This window comes from Rothia sp. P100, from assembly GCF_023712425.1.
Taxonomy (GTDB): Bacteria; Actinomycetota; Actinomycetes; order Actinomycetales; family Micrococcaceae; genus Rothia; species Rothia endophytica.
In genome coordinates this window covers 192931-214439 of sequence record NZ_JAMAYG010000003.1, presented here as the reverse complement: position 1 = coordinate 214439, position 21509 = coordinate 192931, and the positions used below count along the sequence as shown (strand labels likewise).

Annotated in this window: 17 protein-coding genes; 11 read left to right on the top strand and 6 right to left on the bottom strand. The window is 59.1% G+C overall.

From position 1 onward, the window contains the following. Positions 1-88: 88 nt before the first annotated feature. Both M3668_RS08205 and M3668_RS08200 read right to left on the bottom strand, forming a co-directional pair. Positions 89-1729 (bottom strand): thiamine pyrophosphate-binding protein, encoded by a 1641-nt coding sequence (locus M3668_RS08205; RefSeq protein ID WP_251380358.1) that lies wholly within the window; start codon positions 1727-1729, stop codon positions 89-91. A 190-nt stretch (positions 1730-1919) separates the two neighbouring features. Beyond that, positions 1920-3383 (bottom strand): sodium:solute symporter family protein, encoded by a 1464-nt coding sequence (locus M3668_RS08200; RefSeq protein ID WP_251380357.1) that lies wholly within the window; start codon positions 3381-3383, stop codon positions 1920-1922. 284 nt (positions 3384-3667) lie between these two features. Here M3668_RS08200 and speB point away from each other — a divergent pair, with 284 nt between their 5' ends. The 5 genes from speB (at position 3668) to M3668_RS08175 (ending at position 9481) form a co-directional block, all read left to right on the top strand. Beyond that, positions 3668-4732: an agmatinase gene (gene speB, locus M3668_RS08195; protein WP_251380356.1), complete on the top strand. Its 1065-nt coding sequence runs from the start codon at positions 3668-3670 to the stop codon at positions 4730-4732. 3 nt (positions 4733-4735) lie between these two features. After that, a complete protein-coding gene (locus tag M3668_RS08190; protein WP_251380355.1) occupies positions 4736-6004 on the top strand; it encodes an aminotransferase-like domain-containing protein in 1269 nt (422 codons plus the stop codon). 148 nt (positions 6005-6152) lie between these two features. After that, complete coding sequence (locus M3668_RS08185; protein ID WP_251380354.1) at positions 6153-6935, top strand: LamB/YcsF family protein; 783 nt, start codon at positions 6153-6155, stop codon at positions 6933-6935. A 149-nt stretch (positions 6936-7084) separates the two neighbouring features. Next, positions 7085-7807, top strand: a complete 723-nt coding sequence (locus M3668_RS08180) for a glycerophosphodiester phosphodiesterase family protein (protein ID WP_251380353.1) — start codon at positions 7085-7087, stop codon at positions 7805-7807. A gap of 180 nt (positions 7808-7987) precedes the next feature. Continuing rightward, entirely contained in the window at positions 7988-9481 is a 1494-nt protein-coding gene (locus tag M3668_RS08175) for a DUF1846 domain-containing protein (RefSeq protein WP_251380550.1), read from the top strand. Between the two features lie 58 nt (positions 9482-9539). On the opposite strand, the gene M3668_RS08170 is transcribed toward M3668_RS08175, so the two are convergent. After that, complete coding sequence (locus M3668_RS08170; RefSeq protein ID WP_251380352.1) at positions 9540-9923, bottom strand: cupin domain-containing protein; 384 nt, start codon at positions 9921-9923, stop codon at positions 9540-9542. Between the two features lie 232 nt (positions 9924-10155). Between M3668_RS08170 and M3668_RS11175 the strand changes: the two genes are divergently transcribed. Further along, complete coding sequence (locus M3668_RS11175) at positions 10156-11355, top strand: cytochrome P450 (protein WP_251380351.1); 1200 nt, start codon at positions 10156-10158, stop codon at positions 11353-11355. Between the two features lie 73 nt (positions 11356-11428). On the opposite strand, the gene M3668_RS08160 is transcribed toward M3668_RS11175, so the two are convergent. Next, positions 11429-12049 (bottom strand): lytic transglycosylase domain-containing protein, encoded by a 621-nt coding sequence (locus M3668_RS08160; protein ID WP_251380350.1) that lies wholly within the window; start codon positions 12047-12049, stop codon positions 11429-11431. A 140-nt stretch (positions 12050-12189) separates the two neighbouring features. Next, a complete protein-coding gene (locus tag M3668_RS08155) occupies positions 12190-15084 on the bottom strand; it encodes a multicopper oxidase domain-containing protein (protein WP_251380349.1) in 2895 nt (964 codons plus the stop codon). A gap of 79 nt (positions 15085-15163) precedes the next feature. On the opposite strand from M3668_RS08155, the gene M3668_RS08150 reads away from it, so the two are divergent. Genes M3668_RS08150 through M3668_RS08140 form a run of 3 tightly spaced genes read left to right on the top strand, consistent with a single transcriptional unit; the run spans position 15164 to position 17459 of the window. Then, entirely contained in the window at positions 15164-15661 is a 498-nt protein-coding gene (locus tag M3668_RS08150; protein ID WP_251380348.1) for a DUF456 domain-containing protein, read from the top strand. A gap of 57 nt (positions 15662-15718) precedes the next feature. Further along, positions 15719-16171, top strand: coding sequence for a hypothetical protein (locus tag M3668_RS08145; RefSeq protein ID WP_251380347.1), 453 nt, complete (start codon positions 15719-15721; stop codon positions 16169-16171). Positions 16172-16175: 4 nt separating this feature from the next. Beyond that, complete coding sequence (locus tag M3668_RS08140) at positions 16176-17459, top strand: glycosyltransferase 87 family protein (protein WP_251380346.1); 1284 nt, start codon at positions 16176-16178, stop codon at positions 17457-17459. Positions 17460-17529: 70 nt separating this feature from the next. Here the strand turns inward: M3668_RS08140 and M3668_RS08135 are convergent, their stop codons facing one another. Then, the gene (locus tag M3668_RS08135) at positions 17530-18816 is read right to left on the bottom strand and encodes a hypothetical protein (protein WP_251380345.1); all 1287 of its coding nucleotides are present in this window, start codon (positions 18814-18816) and stop codon (positions 17530-17532) included. 106 nt (positions 18817-18922) lie between these two features. Here M3668_RS08135 and M3668_RS08130 point away from each other — a divergent pair, with 106 nt between their 5' ends. Both M3668_RS08130 and M3668_RS08125 read left to right on the top strand, forming a co-directional pair. Continuing rightward, positions 18923-20074 (top strand): CPBP family intramembrane glutamic endopeptidase, encoded by a 1152-nt coding sequence (locus tag M3668_RS08130; RefSeq protein ID WP_251380344.1) that lies wholly within the window; start codon positions 18923-18925, stop codon positions 20072-20074. A gap of 21 nt (positions 20075-20095) precedes the next feature. Continuing rightward, positions 20096-21397 carry a M18 family aminopeptidase gene (locus M3668_RS08125; protein WP_251380343.1) on the top strand — a complete coding sequence of 434 codons (1302 nt, stop codon included), beginning with the start codon at positions 20096-20098 and terminating at the stop codon, positions 21395-21397. Positions 21398-21509 lie beyond the last annotated feature (112 nt).

Here is a 21509-nt window from a genome sequence, read left to right as displayed (position 1 = left end):
TCAAAGGTGGAGAGCAGACGGGGCGCTTTGTTCTATCAGGTCTTGGGGTAGGTGAAACCAGTTATTATCGCCCAGCCACTTTCCTTGCCTAGCGCAGACTCTCACCAATTTTGAGGTGAATCAGGCTGGGCCCCTTGGTCCCTAGAGCCTGGGTGACCGTCTTTGCCAAGGTGTCCATGGTGGCGGTGAAAGCAGTGGCACCGAAACCCTCCGCCAGCTTCACCCAGTCAGGCTGCACCAAGTTGACCGCAACATCCGCGATGCCCCGGTCGCGCTCATTCTGGCGGATTTCGCCGTAGCCGCCGTTATCCACACAAATAATGGGTAGGTCGAGCTGCTGCTCCACCGCCGTCATCATCTCCTGGATGGCGAACATGAGTGCGCCGTCGCCCAGCAGGCAGACCACCGGACGCTCAGGGGCGGCAATCTTGGCGCCCACCGCGGCGGGCAGACCGTACCCCAGGGTGGCGTAGGTCGCCATGTAGAGCAGAGAATTGGGCTTGGGCGCCCGGTAGAAGGTGGTGGTGCCCATGTAGGTGACCTGGGAGGAGTCACCGGCGATGATAGTGTCTTCAGGCAGAACTTCCATAATCAGCTCGTTGAGTTGGGCTAGTTCAGGTGCAATGGCCCGCCCCTCATTATCTAGGGCGTCAAAGATTTCTTGCAGGTCTCGCTGTGTGCGCGATGCGGGGGTGACTCCCTGCTCTGACAGCGCTTTCAAGAGTTGCGGCACGACAGCTTTTGAGTTGCCCGGCAACTCAATATCCGGGGTGATGTTGGTGAGCATCTGGGAGCGTTCAATATCCACCCGGATGACCGGCCCTGCGGGGCGGATATCGCCTTCCCACAGCTCAGCTTCACCGATTTTCGAGCCGATAATCAGCATGGCATCGGCTTGCTGGCAGAAGGAGTGGGCGGCGGTGAGGCGCAGGTCTGCGCCCAGGGATAGGCGGTGCTTCTCTGGGATTGCGCCCTTACCGTTAATGGAGGTGAGCACGGGGGCTTCTAGCGTTTCTGCTAGGAGCAGCAGGTCATCGGCTGCAGCAAGGGAGCCGCCGCCGGCAATAATCACCGGGTTAGTGGACGCCGCTAGCATGCGGGCTGCCTCTTCAACGTCTTCGGCGGGTGCCGGTTGAGGTTTGCCCAAGGGGCGGGCAGCGAGGAGCGCCTCGTCCACCTCGACTTCGGCTTCCAAGATATTAAGGGGCACCTCGATGTGGATGGGGCGCGGACGGGCGTGCGCGAAGGAGCGGAAGGCATTGTGGATGATGTCCACCGCTTCTTCAGCCGAGTTCACGCGGCGGGAAAACTCAACAATGGAGTTGACCGCGCCGGTGGGGTTCTTGGTCTCGTGCAGGGCGCCGATATCTCGGAACTCGTGCCCGACCGGGCGGCCGGGGGAGAGGATAATCATGGGGCGAGATTCGGCGTAGGCGGTGGCTGCTCCCGAGAGGGAGTTGAGCAGGCCGGGTCCTGAGGTGGTGATGACCACACCGGGCAGCCCGCGAGTCTGGGACCAGCCGTCGGCAGCGTAAGAAGCACCCTGCTCATGACGGGTAGTGACGGGCTTGATGCCCAGCTCCTCTAGATGGCGGTAGAACTCAAGGTTGTGGGTGCCGGGAATGCCAAAGACTGTGTCGATGCCGTAATTACGCAGGGTTGCCAGAATCGCGTAACCGGCGTTGCGGCGAGGCTCGGTGGTGCCTGCGCGCTGGGGAGAGTGTGCCAAGAGGGTGCCTTTCATCAGCAGTTGTCCGCTTTAGCATACGTGCTGGGCGCATAAATATTGCATATTTCCACCCCTGAAATGTTATGCAGACCACAGTATGTTTATGGGTTTGGTGCGGCCGGACGAAAATACCCGCTTTCTCTCGTCGGCACCCTCCACCGTGGGTATTTTCGAAACAAAACGGGTACTTTCAGCTAAGCGCTCGCTGGCTGGGTCTTACTGAGTGCTGGTGGCGTTGCTGCAGCCGGGCGTCCCAGGCGTTCATGACCTCAGACGAGGTGGGCTTGGTGAATAGCGAGACCGCAACGTAAACCACCAGCGAGGACGCTAGGCCGTAGTAAATAGGCTCGTTAGCGAGTACTCCAAAAATGGGCATAGACGCTAGAGTCACCACTGAACCGACTAGCATGGATGCCGCTGCGCCCGCACCGGTGCCACGGCGCCAGAGCAGGCCGCCCAGAATAGCAACCATCAGACCGCCGACCAGAATGTCGTAGGCGATGGTCAGAGAGGTGACGGTATCGGTCAGGAAAATTGCCAGGACGGTAGCAACCAGGCCGAGAATCAGCAGGTAAATCCGGTCAGTTGCCAGGGTGGCGCCCGAATCTCCGCCTTCTTCTTCAAGGGCGGGCCTGCCGGTCAAGAAGGGGATAACGTCCACGCGAGCCACGGTGGCTGAGGCGATCAATGCGCCGGAGGCGGTAGACATCATGGCGGCTACGCCGGCTGCCAGTACTACGCCGCCTACAACGGTAGGCAGGTAGTTCTGAGCTACGGTGGCGAAGGCGTCATCCTGACTTTCTAGGACTGGTAATAGCGCTGCGGCTGCCATGCCAATGACAGCTCCGGCTATGCCGTAGAGGCCGATGTAAACACCTGCACCGGTCCCGCCCCAGCGGGCGACTTCGGGGGAGCGTGCTGAGAAGACGCGCTGCCAAATGTCCTGCCCCACCAGAATGCCCAGGGTATAAATCACGAACATGGTGATGATGGAATTAGTGCCCATGGTGTCCAGTGAGAAGTATTCGGGGGAAAGGCGCTCGGTCAGTCCATCCCAGCCGCCGGCCTGTGATAGGGATAAAGGCAGCATGAGCAGGAAGATGCCCACGGTCATGATGGCGAACTGCATCATATCGGTCAGGGTAATGGACCACATGCCGCCCAGCAGGGAATAGCCAATAACGACCAGGGAGCCCAGCAGAATTGCCCAGGAGCGGTCTATATCAAACATGACACGGAAGATGGAGGCGTAGGCGGCGGTTGAGGTCACCGTGATCATGAGGGTGTAGCCCAGCATGACGATAGAGGAGACTTGAGTGGCGCGTACTCCGTACCGCAGGGAGAGCATCTGCGAGACCGTGTAAATTTTGAGCTTAGAAATGATGGGCGCAAAGATCAGCGACAGGAGCACCACGCCGGTGGCGATAGCTACAACCAGCCACATGCCTGACAGACCGTAGGTGTAGCCCAGGCCTACACCGCCTACGGTGGATGCCCCGCCTAGGACGACGGCGCTCATGGTGCCCGTGTACAGCAGGGGGCCCAGGCGGCGTCCGGCGACACGGAAATCCTCTGCATTTTTGGCGCGGCGTTTACCCATGTAGCCACAGAAGATAAGGGCTACTAGGTAGAGCAGAATGATGGCAAGATTCACTGAAACTCCAGGGTGAGTGTGTGCGTGCGGGCAGTCACATTGTAAGGGATGGGAGGGGTGCGGAGCGAAATTTTTTGAAAAACTATTCACCATTATGGGTACTCCAGGAGGGTTACAGTCGCCTGATTTAGTATAGGTTTCCGCTGTTTTGCATATGTATCGAAGACTGCATAGATAGTCACTAGGGATGCAATAAAAACTTGTCAGTCACCGGGTTATAGTTGAGTGAAATCTCGTGGCAGTGCTCACATATGAGCGCGCTATCTAACTCTTTAAGGAGCACCATGGCAGAAGCATCCTTCTCAGCCAAACCCAACCGAGTCACCGCCACCGGCACAGACGGTACCGAACGGCTCGGGCCTGTTAACGCAGCCCAGGTGCCGCGCTGGGCAGGATCAGCAACCTTTGCTCGTCTGCCGCGCCTGGACGAGGTGGAAAAAGCGGATATCGTGGTGGCCGGTATGCCCTGGGACTCCGGTGTCTCTTACCGTCCCGGTGCCCGCTTCGGCGCCAACCATGTGCGTGAAGCCTCCCGTTTGCTCCGTCCCTTCAACCCTGCAGCCAATATCTCCCCCTTTGCAGAAGCCCAGGTGGCGGACGCCGGGGACATCGTGGGTAACCCCTTCAACATTGATGAAGCCCTAGAAATGCTCGAGGCTGGCGCCCATGAACTTACCGAGGACGGCACCACGCTGATCTCCATCGGCGGGGACCACACCATTGCTCTGGCTAACCTGCGCAACCTGCACAAGAAGCATGGAAAAATTGCCCTGCTGCACTTCGACGCCCACCTGGATACCTGGGACACCTACTTCGGTGCTGAGTACACTCACGGAACCCCCTTCCGCCGCGCCTTTGAAGAAGAACTGCTAGATACCGATGCCCTCTGCCATGTGGGCACCCGCGCCTCCCTCTACGGCACCGAGGACCTAGATGACGACGCCCGCTTCGGCTTCGGTATCGTCTCTTCAGCCGATGTTTACTACCTGGGCGTAACCAAGGTGGTTGAGCTGCTGCGCGCTCGCATTGGCGAGCGCCCGCTCTATGTTTCCATCGACATTGACGTGCTTGACCCTGCCCACGCACCGGGCACCGGCACCCCTGAGCCCGGCGGTATGACTAGCCGTGAGCTTCTGGAAATTCTGCGCGGTCTGCGCGGGCTTAACCTGGTGGGCTCTGAAGTGGTTGAGGTGTCCCCTCCCTACGACCATGCTGAGCTGACCGGTCTTGCGGGTGCCCACGTCGTCTACGAGCTGATCTCCCTGCATGCCGCTGGTGTAAACGCTCAGCCCACCTCACCTGCTTACGGTGAAGCCACGGTTACCTACGGTGAGAAGGCAGAGGGCTAGAACATGACAAAGATTGAGGAACTGCTGGCCAATGCCACCCCCGCCGAAGCGCGCATCATGAATCATTTTGCCGCCCGCGCCGAGGGCTTCCGTCCCTCGGCAGTGCGTGATGTTTTTGAGGTTGCTATGCGCCCCGGCATCATCTCCCTCGCCGGCGGTAACCCAGACCTTGACCTGCTACCCCTGGGTGAGCTGGGTGCCATGAGCGCCCGCATCATTGAAGACGAAGGTCTGGAGGTTCTGCAGTACGGTTCTGGTGCCGGGTTGGAAGAACTGGCACAGTTGGTCTGCGACTTTATGGGTTCTGAGGGTCTTAGCCCGCAGCTCGATGATATTCAGATGACTGCTGGCTCTCAGATGGGCCTGGACCTTGCCACAAAACTCTTCGTTAACCCCGGGGACGTCATCCTGGCAGAAGGCCCCACCTACACCGGCGCGTTGGGCGTCTTTGAGGGCTACCAGGCGGATGTACGCCAGGTCCCTTTGGATGCCGATGGGCTAGACCCCGTTGCAGTTGAGCAGGCGATCGCTGAGATTCGCGCTGAAGGTAAGAAGGTCAAGTTCCTCTACACCATCCCCAACTTTCAGAACCCCACCGGCATTACCCTCTCGGATCAGCGCCGCGCCGAGCTGGTGCGAGTCTGCCGGGAGGCTGACGTTCTGATTGTTGAGGATAATCCCTACGGTCAGCTGTCCTTTGATGGGCTCCGCCGCCGCTCGCTTTACTCTTATGACCCTGAGAATGTGCTCTATCTGGGGTCCTTCTCTAAGGTCTTTTCGCCGGGGGTGCGCGTGGGCTGGATGGTTGCACCTCTGCGGGTGCGCAAGTTCTTGCAGATTGCCGGTGAAGCGGTGACGATCTGCCCTTCGGTGCTGTCCCAACGCCTGGTGCTGGGCTTTATGCGTGAAGGGCTCTGGGAGCCGCATACCCGCCGGACTGCTGCCCTCTACCAGCAGCGTTGTCAGGCGGTTCTCGACGCGTGTGAGAAGTACATGCCAGAAGGCACTACCTGGACGGTGCCCGCCGGTGGCTTCTTCACCTGGCTCACCCTGCCTGAGGGTGGAAAGTTTGCAGATGCCGCCGACGCCCTGGCACCGGCTATCGAAGCTGGCGTAGTCTTCATTCCCGGCTCAGCTTTCTATGAGCCGGTGGTGGTAGACGGCGCACTGGTCAACCCCGGCGCCAACCAGTTGCGCATTGCCTTCTCAGCGGTTGAACCCGAGGTGCTCACCGAGGGTGTCAAGCGCCTAAGTCAGGTGCTGGCAGCTTGATGCCTTCCCTTCGGCAAGAAGTTTCTCTTGCCGAAGGGTTATTCCTCTTCTCAATAATTGTTCAACAATGTGGCTAGATAGTGGCTTTCTTCCTGCGTGCGCCTGGCAGAATAGAAACCAGACCCAGATCCCGCTCAAGGAGGCCCCTATGACCCTGGCAGTAGACCTTAACTCAGACTCCGGCGAAGCCTACGGCTCCTGGAGCATGGGCGATGACGAAACCATGATGGGTATCGTCTCATCAGCCAACATCGCCTGCGGCTACCACGCCGGTGACCCCAGCGTCATGCGTGCAACCTGCACCGCTGCCGTCGCCCAGGGTGTAGCCATCGGCGCCCACGTTGCCTACCCGGATTTAGCGGGTTTTGGCCGCCGTTTCATGGATATGACCGCCACCGAACTCACTGACGCTGTCATCTACCAGATCGGTGCCCTGCAAGCAGTCGCCAGCATGACCGGCGGGCAGGTCACTTACTGCAAGCCCCACGGCGGGCTTTACAACGCCATCGTGCACCACGAGGCCCAGGCGCAGGCAGTTGCCACGGCGCTCGCAGAGCTTAACCGAGCGTCCGGCACCAACCTGTCGGTGCTCTGCCTGCCTAACAGTGAAATTGAACGCCGCGCCAAGGACGCTGGGGTGGAGGTTTTCTATGAAGCGTTTGCTGACCGTGGTTACACTCCGCAGGGCACGCTGGTGTCACGCCGCGAGGCAGGTGCCGTCATTCATGATCCAGTGCAGGTAGCGGAGCGGGTGCTGCGCATGGTGGTGGACCGCGAGGTTATCGCCGTAGATGGCAGCCGCGTGGCACTCGAAGCTGACAGTATTTGCGTGCACGGGGATACCCCCGGCGCTGTTGCTCTCGCCGGCGCTGTGCGTAGCAAACTTGAGGACACCGGGGTGCAGGTGCGCGCCTTCTCCAAAGGACTTTAAGCTCCCTCAGCTCTTGATAAAAAAGTGGTACTTTCTGCCCGTGAGTGGCGGTTTATCAGTATTTTTGGGCGGAAGGTACCCCTGAAATTTGGTTGCTCTACAGATGCTGTTTCCTATGCTGAGCGCTCTATTTGCTCCAGAATAGAAGCATGATCTTTTTTGCGCACCGCGGGCTATCCGCCACCCACCCAGAGAACACCCTGGCCGCTTTTAACGCAGCCGTAGATGCCGGCTTCACCTGGTGTGAAACCGACGTTGACCTGGCTGCCTGTGGCACCCCCGTCCTGCTACATGACACTGACCTGGATCGCACCACCAATCTCTCCGGTAGCCTCTACGAGCACACCGCAGAGCAACTTGCATCGGCGGACGCCGGTTCCTGGTTTGCCCCCGAATATGCCGGTGAACCGGTGCCCACTCTGGCTCAGCTCATCGACCTCATGAACCAGCGTGGGCTAAATGCCAACATTGAACTGAAATCCAATGAGCAGGGCAGGGAACGTTCCCTACAGCTGGTAGACGCCGTCATCGAGCAGTTAGACCGTTTAGAACCGGGGCGCCAGGTGCTGGTCTCTTCTTTCAACCACCTGCTGCTGGCTGAACTCAAGCGCCGGGCACCTCGGTACCGAGCTGGCGCTCTCTTTACCCGCGAAATGCTGCAACCTGACTGGCTCTCGGTGCTAGAACTCATCAACGCAGACGCTGTGCACATCCAGTCCGAAGGCCTCACCCGAGCCACCGTCCAGCAGCTTCGGACCGCTGGCTACGATGTCAACGTGTGGACGGTCAACAGCCGTGCCCGCGCCAACGAACTGCGAAACTGGGGCGCCACCGGTGTCTTTACCGACTCTGCAGAAGTTGCCCGCATCTGAGCCCGCAAAGTGTGATAGTTAAATCTAAGGGCAATTTTTGTACCGCGTAGAACCCGCCAAAATACTGTAGAAATGCTGCCAGGACACCGCCTTTTGTAGTAGCTGAAAAGGGATGCAGTAAACCTAAAAAATACACCTGTGAAACGTGGCGGTAACCTGTCCGTTGTAGACTGGTATTCCATGGTAAATGCAATTGGTTTTGACCGTGAGAAATACATCGAGATGCAGTCTCGACACATCCAGGAGCGCCGCGAAGAAATCGGCGGCAAGCTCTATCTTGAAATGGGTGGCAAGCTTTTTGACGATATGCACGCATCCCGTGTGCTGCCTGGCTTCACCCCCGACAACAAAATCGCCATGCTTGAGCAGATTCGCGATGAGGTCGAGATTCTAGTCTGCCTGAATGCCAAAGACCTTCAGCGCAACAAAATCCGTGCCGATCTGGGTATCACCTATGAAGACGATGTGCTGCGCCTCGTGGACGTTTTCCGTGACCGCGGTTTTTTGGTTGAGCACGTGGTCATCACCCAGATGGAAGACGAGAACAGCAAGGCAGCAGAGTTCAAGGATCGCCTGGAGCGTCTGGGGCTGAAAGTCTCCCGCCACCACGTTATTCCCGGTTACCCTGCTAACACCGACTTAATTGTGTCTGAGGACGGTCTGGGCCGCAACGAGTTCGCCGAAACCACCCGCAACCTGGTGGTTGTCACCGCTCCCGGCCCCGGCTCAGGCAAGCTAGCTACTGCGCTGTCGCAGGTTTACCATGAGAACAAGCGCGGCGTGAAGGCCGGCTACGCCAAGTTCGAGACCTTCCCCATCTGGAACCTGCCCCTGGAACACCCCGTCAACCTGGCTTACGAAGCGGCCACCGTTGACCTCGATGATGCCAATGTCATCGACCACTTCCACCTGACTGCTTATGGGGAGTCCACCGTCAACTACAACCGCGACGTTGAGGCCTTCCCACTGCTCAAGGTTCTGCTGGAAAAAATGACCGGCACCACCCCCTACCAATCACCCACTGACATGGGCGTAAACATGGCTGGTAACTGCATCACCGATGACGCCGCCTGCCGCTACGCCTCCGAGCAGGAGATCATCCGCCGCTACTTTAAGGCGCTGGTGGACGAGGCTCGCGACGGCTTGAACTCCACCCAGTCAGACCGCGCCGCCGTGGTGATGGCAAAGGCCAATCTAAAGGCCACCGACCGTCCCGTGGTTGAACCTGCGCGCGCGCGTGCTGAGTCAACCAACGCCCCCGCCGCCGCAATTGAGCTGGCCGATGGCACCATCGTGACCGGTAAGACCACCGGCTTGCTGGGCTGCTCTGCCGTTGCCCTGCTGAACGCTCTCAAGCACCTGGCTGGCCTGGATGACTCTAAGCACCTGCTGTCTGATAAGTCCATCAAGCCTATTCAGGATCTCAAGACCCTGCATTTGGGCAGCGTGAACCCCCGCCTGCACACCGACGAGGTGCTGATTGCCCTCTCAACCTCGGCTGCCCACGATGAGGACGCCCGTCTAGCGCTTGAGCAGGTCAAAAACCTGCGCGGCGCGGACGTGCACACCACCACCATTCTGGGTTCAGTGGACGAGGGCGTCTTCCGTGCCCTGGGCATGCTGGTTACCTCTGACCCCAAGTTCCAGAAGAAGGCGCTCTACCAGAAGCGCTAGCCTCAAGGAGCTTTCTTAAACGTAAAGGCTGCCACCGGTTGATTCCGGTGGTAGCCTTTTAGCTCTTGAAGGTGGCGTCGTCCACGGGTTCACCCCAGTTAACAAATTCACCCTTGTCATTGAAGGGGGTAACGGCGATGTGGGTCATGGGTCCATCGCTGGTGGCGCCGTGCCAGTGGTTGATGCCGGGTTCGAAGAAGAAGGCTTCGCCGGGGGTCAGTAGTTTGGGTTCTTCGCCTTGGAGCTGGTAGACGCAGGTGCCCGAGGTGACCACGATGAGCTGGCCAACGTCGTGGGTGTGCCAGTTGGTGCGGGCTTCGGCTTCGAAGGTCACTGCGAGGGACTGGAGCTCCTTGCTGGGGGCCAGCGGGTGCATGTAGGCCTGGCCGGTAAAGGAGCCGGCGGGAGCGGGCTTGCCGAGGGGAAAGAGTGAATCGGTCATGGTTACCTCCTGGGGTGATGGGTTTCCCTTCTAACCCTAAACAGCCAGGGTTAGTTTGGGGAGATTTCAACACGACTTTTATGGCAGAGAAGCTTGATGGCTAGCCTTGGGGTGATGATTCCCATAGGGGTTTATCTAATGATTCACATTCTAACGTGCAGAAATGGGGTGAGTGGTGGTGTTAGGGTGAAAATATAAATAAGTATTCAATATGCCAATTTAGGAGTGTTCCGTGACCACTAACCCTCAAGAAACAACCCCCAACGACTGGGATACCCGCTCACCCGACGTCCAAGCCGACCAGGTCGCCGCCTACGACGCCATGCGTAGTAAATGCCCCGTCGCTCACGATGACTACATGGGCTACTCCCTGCTCAAAAACGCAGACATCAAGTACGCCCTGGAGCACCCAGAAATTTTTTCTAATAAGGTATCAACCCGCCACATTGCCGTCCCCAACGGTATGGATGCCCCCGAACACACCGCCTTCCGTGCTGTTAACGACAAGTACTTCACCCCTGACCGTATGCAGGTCTTTGAGCCTCAAATTCGCCAGGTTGTGAAGTCTCTGGTCAGTAAGTTGCCTCGCAATGAAGTATTCGACGCCATGGACGGCTTTGCCCAGCTCTACGCCGTGCGCATCCAGAATGTCTTCATGGGCTGGCCCGCCAGCTTAGAGCAGCCCCTGATCGAGTGGGTAGAGAAGAACCGCCGCGCTACCCTTGCCGGTGACCGCGAACAAATGGGCAAGATCGCCCTAGAATTTGATGGCTACATCCGTGCCCTGCTCGACGAACGCCGGGGCGCCGACGCTGCTGCCGATATCACCGCTGAACTGATACAGGACGTTATAGACCTGCCCCAAGACCTGGGCGGCCCCCGCACCATGACTGACGAAGAGCTGATCTCCCTGATTCGCAACTGGACGGTCGGTGAACTGTCCACCGTCTCTGCCTGCGCCGGCATCATCCTTGCCTTCTTAGCAGAGCACCCGCAGGAACAAGACCGCCTGCGCACCAGCCTAGCAGTAGGAAAGACCGCTGAAATTGCTGCCGCCGTTGAAGAGGTCATGCGCCTTCAAGACCCCCTAGTCACTAACCGCCGCGTCACCACCCAGCCGGTAGAAATCGGTGGCAGGAGCATCCCCGCCGGTGCCAAGGTTACCATCAACTGGGCATCTGCCAACCGGGATGAAGACGCCTTTGAGGACGCCACAACCTACAACCCCCATCGTTCCCAAGAGAACAACCTGGTCTACGGCCAGGGATTACACGTATGTCCAGGTGCCCCGCTGGCTCGTCTGGAACTGAGGGTGCTCATGGAAGAGCTGCTAGCTACAACTGATCTTATCGAGTTCGGTGGAGCTAACCCCACCCAGAATGCTGTTTACCCGGCAGCTGGTTACTCTAAAGTCCTGACGCGTATCAGCTAACTTTCCAGAGTCTGAGCAGGGTAGATAAAAGGGGTGTGAGAAGATTCTCGCGCCCCTTAGCTCAGGTAAAAATCTAGTCTATGACCAGTTTGGCCTGGCGGTATTCGGTTGAAGGTGAGCAAGTCACCGCGTACTTGGAGTTGGCGAGGTCATCAATCTTGACCACGTAGTTCTGGGTTTCAAAGTAGGGGGGGATGCCCTCATGTTCTTCCACCGCACCTGGCCCAGCGTTGTAACCGGCCAGGGTGACGTCCTGCAGGCTGACCCCGTCCTTGGTGTAGGGTGCCAGTCGTTCTGAAAGATAGGCGAGGTAACGCCCCTGGGCGGCAATAGATGCTTCTGGGTTGTTAATGTCGCCCTCGCCCCAGATTTCCCAGGTGTCATCGGTGAACTGTGCCAGACCCTGAGCGCCAGCGTGGGAATGGGCCGAGTTACGCCACTGAGACTCCGTTTCAAGCTGTGCTGCCAGTACGCCCGGGCGCATGCCCGCTACCTGAGCTGCTGCCTCAATATCGTCGCGCAGTTCGGTGGGGGCAAAGGTCAGATCGGTCTGCCCACAGTAGTCCTCATAGGTAGCAGAAAGCCCGGCGACACCCGCAGTCATGAATACCGCGGACGCCACCACCTGCCAGTGCGCCAGAAGCCCGGCACCTGCTCGGAGCAGGAGGCTTCGCTGTTTAGGTTTAGAAGTCATTGATTTCTAGATTACTTCACCTGTGTACTAAACGCAGTTCCGGGGAACCGAACTTACGGTGTGGCGTCCCAGACCAGCATGTGTCATCCCTCATGAGCAGGGGGATTGGCCCATGCTCGTGAGGTCTACCCATGCTGTCCTTAGCCTGTCACTTCAATGAGTCCCTTAGCCCCACGTTCTGCCTGGGCAAAGTCATGGTTGACGAAGACATAGGTGCCCGGCTCCGTGAAGGTCATTTCCACAAAGCCACCTTGGGCGGGGGAGAGATCCAGTGCCTGGGAGGCACCGCCGGTCTTGCCGAAGGCGTCCACACCCTTATCGAGGAGGTAGCCACCCTCCTTATAGACGGTGTCGAACTGGCTGCCGACCACGTGGAAGCTGGTCCCGCCGCTTGGCCCGGCGGCTAGCACCCAGATGCGCACGCGCTCACCGGTGGTGGCGGTCAGGGGGTTCTCTAGGTACTGGGTGGCGTGCCCGTTGAACAGGGTGAGGCTGGGGGTTCCCGCCGCGATACCCTCTGGGCTGATGGAGGTCAGGACGCCACCACCCGCCTGGGCGTCGGCGGTGCCTGTTTCGGTCAGGTAGACATCGTTCTGAACCAGCAGGAACTCCCGGTCAACTTCTGGCAGATCCGGTGGGTCAATGACGACCGCACCGAACATACCGGCAGACATATGGACACTCATGGGTGCTGTGGCGCAGTGGTAGAGCCAGATGCCGCTAGCCACCGCTTCAAAACGGTAGACCAGACTCTCACCCGGGGCGATGGTGCGCATGACCTCATCAGGCGAGACGGTGCCAGCGTGAAAGTCCACCGAGTGCCCCATGGAGCCATTATTAATTAATGTAATTTCAAAAATATCGCCGACTTTTCCGTGCAGAGTGGGGCCCATGTAGTCCTCACCGAAGGTCCAGGCGTCCAGCGCTACACCCGGGGCAATTTCGCGCTGTAGCTCGTTGACCTCAAGAGTCTGGCGATGCACGGTCTTGCCGTCTACTACCTCACCGGCCTCCACCGGCTCTAGGACGGGGGAGCGGGTTTCAAAATTCTCTGAGGTTTCCCCCTGCAAATCAATATCTGTGCCCTGTAAGAGCGCACCGGTGCCAGCTGCACCATCAGCACTAGTGCCGCTGGCTCCCTGACCGTTGTGGTGCCCGCTCTCCAGGGTGCCGGTGGTGGTGACGGTAAAGGTCATGCCCATAGCGCGGTGCCCCACTACCGAGCACCAACCATCCAGTGCGCCCGTGATGATGCCGGCGTCCACGGTCTTGGTGGCGCCGGGGTCGATACGGCCAGTGGAGGTGCCGTTAGCAAACGTCAGATCGTGGGCGTTAGCGGTGTCGGTGTTGGTGACCTCGATGACCAGGCGGTCGCCCAGGGGCACCTCCACGGTGTCGGGGGTAAAGCGCATGTCGCTGGTTGCCTCCACCGAAATGGTGGTGGTCTGGCCGGTACCGGTGGATGTTGCACCGCGGCTAAAGTTCAGTCCCACAGAGGCAGGGTCAGCGGCTATGCCGGCGGTGACTGCCAAGATGACCGCCAGGGCACCGATGAGCGCATTACGCAGGTGAGGCAGCGGGGTTGGAGTCACAGCTTCGGGGTCGGGCTTAGGAGCTTCTCCGCGTGCTCGTGCCTGGATCATTTCTTTGCGGACCGCCACCGATTTTTTGACCCCGCGGATCATCAGCGGCACAAAAGCAAAGAGGGTGAAGGTACCGACTAGGGACACCAGGGTGCGCACTAGGGAGCCGGTCAAGCTGACCGGCAGGGCAAAGATAGCCAGGCAGAGATTAACCATGAGGACGCGACCGGCGGCAAAACGGTTGAATTCTCGGTTTGCCTGCCGTACAGCCTTGGGGCCGCCACCCATGCGGGCGGGCAGGAGGTAGCTCATGGCACCGAGGAGCACCTGCACCAGGAAGCCCACCACCAGAATGGGGGTCATACTGCGCAACGGCAGGGCATCAAAAGGTGAGGTAAAGACCAGGTAGGCAGTGAACAGAGTGCCCAGAAAGAACCAGGCGAACCCGGCTGCCACTGACATGGTGGCAAACTCTACCGGCTTCTTCTGGCGGCAGGTTCTGAGTAGCAGCACAGCGACCAGCAGCAGCCCGGCGGCGTAGAGAATCAGCCCGGCACCTGCCAGCAGGTTGAGGCCTGCCAGAGCGCCACCCACCGTCACTGCCAGGCCAGCGCACATAACGCCCAGCGCTCGCAGGGAATCGGTGACCGCGCTGGGCAGCATCTTGGTGCGCAGCATGGTGGGCCAGAGCGTCATCAGGGTGCCCACCACTGTTAGTCCCACGAAACCCAAAATGTTGACAGTCTCGTGGGCCAGCAAGAGACGGCCGTGCCAGCTAGCATTCAGGCCGTCATGAGCAAGAATGGCGCCGAATGTCGCCCCCAGGGGCAGCAACCAGCTAGCGGCAATGTAATACTTAACGGTCGAGTTAAAGCGGGCGGGCAGGGCCGCTTTGAGCTGATTAAGCAGAGCAAGACCGTGCCAGGCGACGACTGCTCCCACGCCAAACGATCCAAGAACGGTGAGGGGGTAGATGCTAAAAATGATGCTGAGCATCAGCAGAATCATGCTGACATTCAGTGCGTAAATACGCACCAGCTGTACCGGGCGTGCAGAATCTGGCAGACGGTGTTTGAGTAGAGCTTCGGTGAAGTGCTGGCTCCAAATGAGAATGGAGTTGGTAATTAAGCCAAGCGTCACCATGTGCACCATGAGCCAGATAGATTCCGGGATCCACCGGTGGGTCATGAGCACCGCAAAGAGGGCAACAATCCAGTAGGTCACAGGCTTGGACGCCCTCCGGTGCCAGGTTGCCCTGCCGCTGGCAATCCTGCCTGCCTGCTGGCTGCTGAGGGGGGAGCCGGGTGCATCTATTGGACGGCTGCCCAGGGGGAGACCTTCACGGTGGGTCTGGCCCAGGTCAGCGCTGGTAGCGCCTGAGCTGGCGTCACCTCCACCTGCACCCTCTGCACCCTGCTGCTTTGCCTGCCTTCCAGCATCCTGCCCGGTCATCACCACTCCAAAAATTAGTATTTGCTGTACCGATTATACGCGCGAGCCTCAGCCACCACGAACCGATAGAGTTAAGCCCATGATCATTTTCATCACCATCATCGCCGCCCTGCTGATTGCCGTGGGCTGCATCGGCATCATCTACCCCGTTCTGCCCGGCTCCTTCGCCGTGCTGGGCGGCCTCATCCTCTGGGGCCTAACGGTGCGCGGCCCCGAAGGTTGGTGGACGCTGGGTCTCGGTGGCACGCTGGTTATTGCGGGCATGCTAGCCCAGGCGGCACTGACCGGCCGGACCATGAAGAAGCGGGCCATCCCCAATAAGTCCATCCTCTGGGGAGTCATCGGTGCGGTCATCGGTATGTTCGTCATTCCCGTGGTTGGTCTTTTCGTCGGCTTCGCCGCGGCGCTTCTCATCAGCGAAACCACTCGCAACAGCGGGGATTTCACCACCTCCCTGCGTAACACCGGCGCCGCCCTTCGTTCAATGGGGCTGGGCATGCTGGTTGAATTCGCCTGCGCGCTCACCGCTGGAAGCGTCTTTACTATCGCCGCCTTCACCTACTTCATCACCCTTTAACCCATCGCATCGCGCCGCCGGTGCACAGTCACAGCCCAGCCGGTAAAGTGGTGACTCATGAAATCATTGCCAGCCTCCCTTTTGCTGAGTGCCACCGCAATTATGCAGGCGCTCGCAATCTTCCGTTACACCGAGAACACCATGAGCTTCACCGGGCAGGTTTTCTTTCCCGTGCTGTTCGCACTGATGGCGGTTTACATCTCCTGGAAGAACCGGGAATGTACCGGGCGCTTTGCTGTGCTGCACATCATTATTGTGGCGCTTGCTGTGGTGGCGCTAGCTGCAAGCTTTGCGGGTATGACCGCTAGCCTCTACTACTTTTACCCCTCGGCCTACGTCTACTACGTAGCGCTGGGGCTCTTAGTGCTAGAGCTGGGCTTGCGTATCGCTGCCCTACCCAAAAAAGATAAGCCGGTGCGTGAACCCCGTCGCAAGAAGACCCAGCGCGGCACCAACTTGGTAGCGGTCAAGAAGGACGCCGGCAACGGCTCAACGCCAGCAGGCGAGTAAACCTTTGGGTCTTCTCACACTTGATGCCCCGGTGCGCGGTAGGCACTGGATTTTTCTGCTACTAGCCGCTGCCTGTTTAATCTACATCGCCCTCGACCATTTCTACACCTCCATGGTGGTCTCTGGTCAGGACTTTGAGGTCTACCGCAGCGGTGCTGGGGTCATGTTCGCTGGCATGTATGAGGGCAAGGGCCTCTACGACTACCACCTAGAGAATGGCCAGCCCATTACCCTGCCCTTCACCTATCCGCCCTTTGCGGTGATGATCTTTGCTCCCTTTGCCTTCCTGCCGTTGGCAGCAGGCACGGGCTTTATGACCCTGCTAGCCCTACTCGCCGCGTTTTGGCTGGCAATTTTAGTGTTTAACTATGCTCATTCGCGCGGCTTTAGCGTGCCCGGTGAGAGCTTCTTCGGGTCTTACACTCTGGTGGTTTTTCTGGCGACTATCATGACGCTGGTAGCGCCCTGGGATCGCGGCATCGAGCTGGGGCAAATCAACCCGCTCATCTTTCTGCTGGTCATGATTGACCTACTACGCCCGGGCACCCGGGTGCCCCGCGGCGTCCTGATTGGTATCGCCGGCGGTATTAAGCTCACTCCGCTTGCCTTCGGTCTGATTCTGCTCATGCGCCGAGACTATAAGGGCGTTCTTACCCTGGGTGCCAGCTTTGCGGCAACCGTTGCCGCCGGCTTTATCTTCATGCGTGATGAAGCCTTTGATTTCTGGTTCTTCGCGATCTCAGACCCCTCACGCGTGGGCAACATCGGCTACGTCGATAACATCTCGGTTCAGGGTCTGCTCATGCACCTGGGGCTGGACGAAGGCCCGCTACTCTCTGCCCTGCGTTTGAGTATCCTTGCTCTGCTCTTTATGGGAACCGCCGCTGCCATCCCGGTGCTCCACCGCCGCGGTATGGTCTTCTCGGAAATCTCACTTAACGCTTTTCTGATGATGGCGCTCTCGCCCATCTCCTGGTCCCACCACTTCATCTGGCTACCGGTCTTTATCGCAGCGCTGGTGTTGGACGCCTTCCCGGTTTTCTTCCGGCCAGCCCCCGCCTCGGTGCGCTGGCTGGCAGGCGCACTGGCGCTGGTAGGTGTTGCCGGGGTGAGCTATGGCCCCATGAACATTGCCATCAAGCTGGACCCCACCACCCACAACCTGGATGAGCTGAGCGCTTCATCCCTGTTGATCTCGTCCCTGCCCATGGCCGCGTTGACCCTGCTCACTCTCATCTGGCTGGCAGCAGTGTGGCTCTACCGTAAGCCCCGAGCGCAGGAAATCTAAACGCACAAAGAGATGCCCGGGTGAGTTTCCGTAGCTGTAGGAAACCCGCCCGGGCATTTTTGTCTCTGAGCTAGTGGGCCTTAATCTCCCAGGACCCGGCATAGGGTTCCACCAAAATATACTGCTTGCCGGTGGGGAAGGTGACGCTACCTTTGAAGGGGCTTAGGCTGGTGCGTAGTACCGTTACCTCATAGTCATCCACTAATCCGGTGCTGGAACTAATCTCCAGGTCACCACCGTATTCATCAGTGGCGGTGAAGCCGATATCGGCGGTTATCTCCGCGCCCTCATCAATTCGGAAGGCGGTCGCATTCTCACCCGTAAGGGTTTGTTCGGATTTCAGCGCCGGTGCCTTATCGGGGGTGTGAAGCGTAACCGTCCAGTCGCCCTCAGCTTCAATCACCAGCTGGGTGGTGCGGTCCTCAACATCATAGAGGTTTGAATCTAGCCAGTAAGACCCGCTGCTTTCCGGACTGTAAACCGAACCATAAACAGAGTTGTTAGTTTCTCCGCCTGCGTCGAGAGAATGCACATTAAAAGAGGCGTACTTGTCCTCACCGGTGAAGGTGTACTCTAACCAGACAACGCTGTCTTGCCCGCCCGGTTTTTCGATGGTAAAGGTGCTGTCGCCACTACCACTGTAGACCGGGGTATCAGCTGAGCCGCTATTACCGGTATCGCTGGAGTTATCGGTGCCGTCTGAGAACCAAGAATCACCTGAATCACTAGTGGTAGAAGTGTTGTAGCTAATCCCTCCGATGATAAAGATAAGACCGACAATGAGGGCTAGGAGCAGTAGTAAGATGCCACCAATCACGCCGATGATCAGCCCGGTTTTGCTCTTGGGCTGCTCACCTGCTGGCTGAGCATTGTAGGGCGCCGCGCCGTTGGAGGTCCCCGACCCTGTTGGTCCACCGCCGTTAGGATAGGTGCCGGCTGAAGAACCGGGGTAAGCGCTGGTAAAACCGGGCTGGGTTGCGGCGCCAAGGGGGACTGTCGCCGCGTCATCAGATGTATCGCCCGCGGCACTACCTGCCCGCAGGCTCCCCGTCGCTTCATCTCTGGCAGGTGAGGATTGCTGATCCTCTGGTAGGGTTTGGCGTATCGCTTCAAAAACGGCGGCATAGGAGTTGGTGCCTGCTGAATCTTTTTCAGTTTCGGATGACAGGACCGCGGTGCGGTCTGCCTCATCTGCATGGCTCTGATGGGCACTAGCTAGGTTACTTTCTTTAACCCAGAAATCCCAGCCTTCAGGCGCCTCACCCCAGGCGGGGTCAGGTTGCCAGCCTGGTTGCGGTATCCAATCTTTGGTGGGTGGTGCGGGCCAATTGGGCGGAGGATTGAAGATGAGAGCCACGGGTATGCCTTTCTGAATTCCTGTACTTCTACCGTACCGCCTTGTCCGTCACTCGTGGCCTCCTTAAAAGTCTGTGACAACCGGTTTTCTTGCGTAAGGTTGGAGTATGAGCGAAAACAGCAGAGAACACACCCCCTGGGGTTCAGACGGGCAGGACGCGCCCGGCCCAGAGGTCACCCAGCCACCACTGAGCCCTTACACGCAGGCGCCGCTGCAACAATCTCCTGGTGGCTATCTTCCGGCCCCGTTCCTTGGCAACGACCAAGCTCCGTCCCTACAGGTACCACCGCCGGGGTGGCGTCCGGGCTACCGCGCTGAAACCCAAGAGCTGGGCTACCACCGGTTAGCGCTAGCGGACCCCAAGAACCGCTGGTGGTCACCTCTGGTGGAGGCCGCCATCGGGGTGCCCATTTACTTTGTTCTGAGTCTTCTGATGAGCATTCCCTTGGTGCTGCAGGCTGTTTCTTCTGCTGAGTCGCCGATGGATGCGGGGGAAATGACCTCCACGATGGAGACACTTCAGCGGTCAGCTTTAGAATCTCCCCTTAGCTTTACCCTCATGTTCGGTTCAATCGCCCTCATGTTCCCCGTTATGTGGCTGGCCCGCCTCATTATTGGCCCTAAACCCTGGGGCCTGGTGCACTCGGTGGCAGGGCGCATACGCTGGGACTGGCTACTCACCTGCTGCGGTATCGCTGCCTTGCTTTTTGTAGTGTTTCCTGTCGCTCTTGACCTTGCAACCGGGGGAAACCTGACCTTCGAACCCAAAACTCAGGGCAGCACCCTGGCGGTTCTGCTCTTGCTGGTGGTACTCATCGTTCCCTTCCAGGCGTATGCGGAGGAGCTGGTCTTCCGCGGCTATCTGCTACAAACCGTAGGCCGCTGGCTCAAGCACCCCGCCTGGGCGATTGTCCTTCCCGCTCCGCTCTTTATGCTAGGCCATGCCTACGATCTTTGGGCGCAGCTCTCCATCCTAGTGATGGCACTTGCCGCTGGTTTTGTCACCTGGCGCACCGGCGGCTTAGAAGCAGCGATTGCCCTGCACGTCGTCAATAACCTGGTGGCTATGACCTTCGGCATTTACGGTCTGGCTGACCCCTTCGTCCTGGAGGGCTCCACCTGGGTCAACCTGGTATCGGCAGTCATCACCCAGGGCCTCTTCGTGCTGGTAGTGCTTTGGGCTGCTAAGAAGCGGAAACTGGCGCGTACCCGCACCGCTCAGGTCTGGGGTAAGGAGGAGGTTACCGGCGCTCGCTAGCAGTTCGCTAGACTGTGTCCTATGACTCTTCAAGCCCTTGATCCTCAGACCAACATTGCCGACCTTGCCGATTTTGTGGCGGCGTCACCTACCTCCTTTCATGCCGCGGCGCAGAGCGCTCGCCGTCTGACGGCTGCCGGTTTTATCGAACTGCAGGAGAGCCAGCTCTGGGGCGATGAAGCCGCCACTGGCAAGCATTTTGTGGTGCGCGACGGGGCAATTATTGCCTGGATAGGGTCACCCACCCACCAGAGCTACCGGGTGCTCGGTGCCCACACCGATTCACCGGGTTTCAAGGTCAAACCTGCCTCATCGGTGCGCACTTTGGCGTGGAACCAGGTGGGCGTCGAGGTGTATGGCGGCCCTCTGCTGAACTCCTGGCTAGACCGCGAACTGCGCCTAGCAGGCCGCCTGACCGTACTCGTCAACGGTCAACTTGAAACCCGCCTGGTAGCCACCGATGCCATTGCTCGTATCCCGCAGCTCGCCATCCACCTGGACCGCGAGGCCAACGCCGGGCTCAAGCTGGATAAGCAGGGCAACCTCTACCCGGTCTGGGGTTTCGGTGACTCTCGCGGGGATGTCCTTGCCTACCTGGCAGAACGAGCTGAGGGCGGGGCCCTAGACCCCGCCGCTATCGTGGGCTACGACCTGCTCTTTGCGGATGCCCAGACCCCGCGCACTTTTGGTGAGAATGGCGAGCTGTTTGCCTCTGGACGCCTGGATAATCTTTCCTCGGTTCATGCCGGCCTCACCGCGCTGCAGCGGGTGGCAGAGGCTGGCACGGTGGGGGATCACAGCCTCATGTTTGCAGCTTTCGACCACGAAGAAATCGGGTCTGAAACCCGATCAGGTGCCGCTGGCCCCTTCCTTGAGGACGTCCTGGTGCGGCTCTCAGAAGCCCGCGGTGAAAGCCCGGCGGTCTACCGCAGGTCGGTTGCTGAATCTGTCTGCCTATCAGCGGACGCCGGACACCTAGCTCACCCCAACTACGTTGGACACCACGACACCAGCGTCCGCCCTGTTCCCGGCGGCGGCCCCCTGCTCAAAATCAACGCCAACCAACGCTACGCGACCGACTCCGTAGGCGCGGGTATCTTTGCCCAGGCTTGTGCCAAAGCGGGGGTTCCCTATCAGCAGTTTGTCTCTAACAACAACGTGCCCTGCGGCTCCACCATCGGCCCCATCACCGCTACCCGTCTGGGGATGCGCACCGTGGACGTCGGTGTCGGTCTGCTCTCTATGCACTCGGCACGCGAGATGGTCAGCGTGGCAGACATGGCCCACCTGACCGGCGCAATTGAAGGCTTCTTCACCATCTAAGGGGGGCCTATCATCGGTGGGTATGGTCATGCCTACTGACGGGCGTGCACTAAAACGCCGAGCGTGCACCTCTAAGGCGCACGCTCGGCGATAAGACGCACACTCGCGGAGG

Coding starts and splice junctions, on each gene's coding strand:
- speB (WP_251380356.1), top strand. CDS start 3,668: ATGGCAGAAGCATCCTTCTCAGCCAAACCCAACCGAGTCACCGCCACC.
- M3668_RS08190 (WP_251380355.1), top strand. CDS start 4,736: ATGACAAAGATTGAGGAACTGCTGGCCAATGCCACCCCCGCCGAAGCG.
- M3668_RS08185 (WP_251380354.1), top strand. CDS start 6,153: ATGACCCTGGCAGTAGACCTTAACTCAGACTCCGGCGAAGCCTACGGC.
- M3668_RS08180 (WP_251380353.1), top strand. CDS start 7,085: ATGATCTTTTTTGCGCACCGCGGGCTATCCGCCACCCACCCAGAGAAC.
- M3668_RS08175 (WP_251380550.1), top strand. CDS start 7,988: ATGGTAAATGCAATTGGTTTTGACCGTGAGAAATACATCGAGATGCAG.
- M3668_RS08170 (WP_251380352.1), bottom strand. CDS start 9,923: ATGACCGATTCACTCTTTCCCCTCGGCAAGCCCGCTCCCGCCGGCTCC.
- M3668_RS08160 (WP_251380350.1), bottom strand. CDS start 12,049: ATGACTTCTAAACCTAAACAGCGAAGCCTCCTGCTCCGAGCAGGTGCC.
- M3668_RS08155 (WP_251380349.1), bottom strand. CDS start 15,084: ATGACCGGGCAGGATGCTGGAAGGCAGGCAAAGCAGCAGGGTGCAGAG.
- M3668_RS08150 (WP_251380348.1), top strand. CDS start 15,164: ATGATCATTTTCATCACCATCATCGCCGCCCTGCTGATTGCCGTGGGC.
- M3668_RS08145 (WP_251380347.1), top strand. CDS start 15,719: ATGAAATCATTGCCAGCCTCCCTTTTGCTGAGTGCCACCGCAATTATG.
- M3668_RS08130 (WP_251380344.1), top strand. CDS start 18,923: ATGAGCGAAAACAGCAGAGAACACACCCCCTGGGGTTCAGACGGGCAG.
- M3668_RS08125 (WP_251380343.1), top strand. CDS start 20,096: ATGACTCTTCAAGCCCTTGATCCTCAGACCAACATTGCCGACCTTGCC.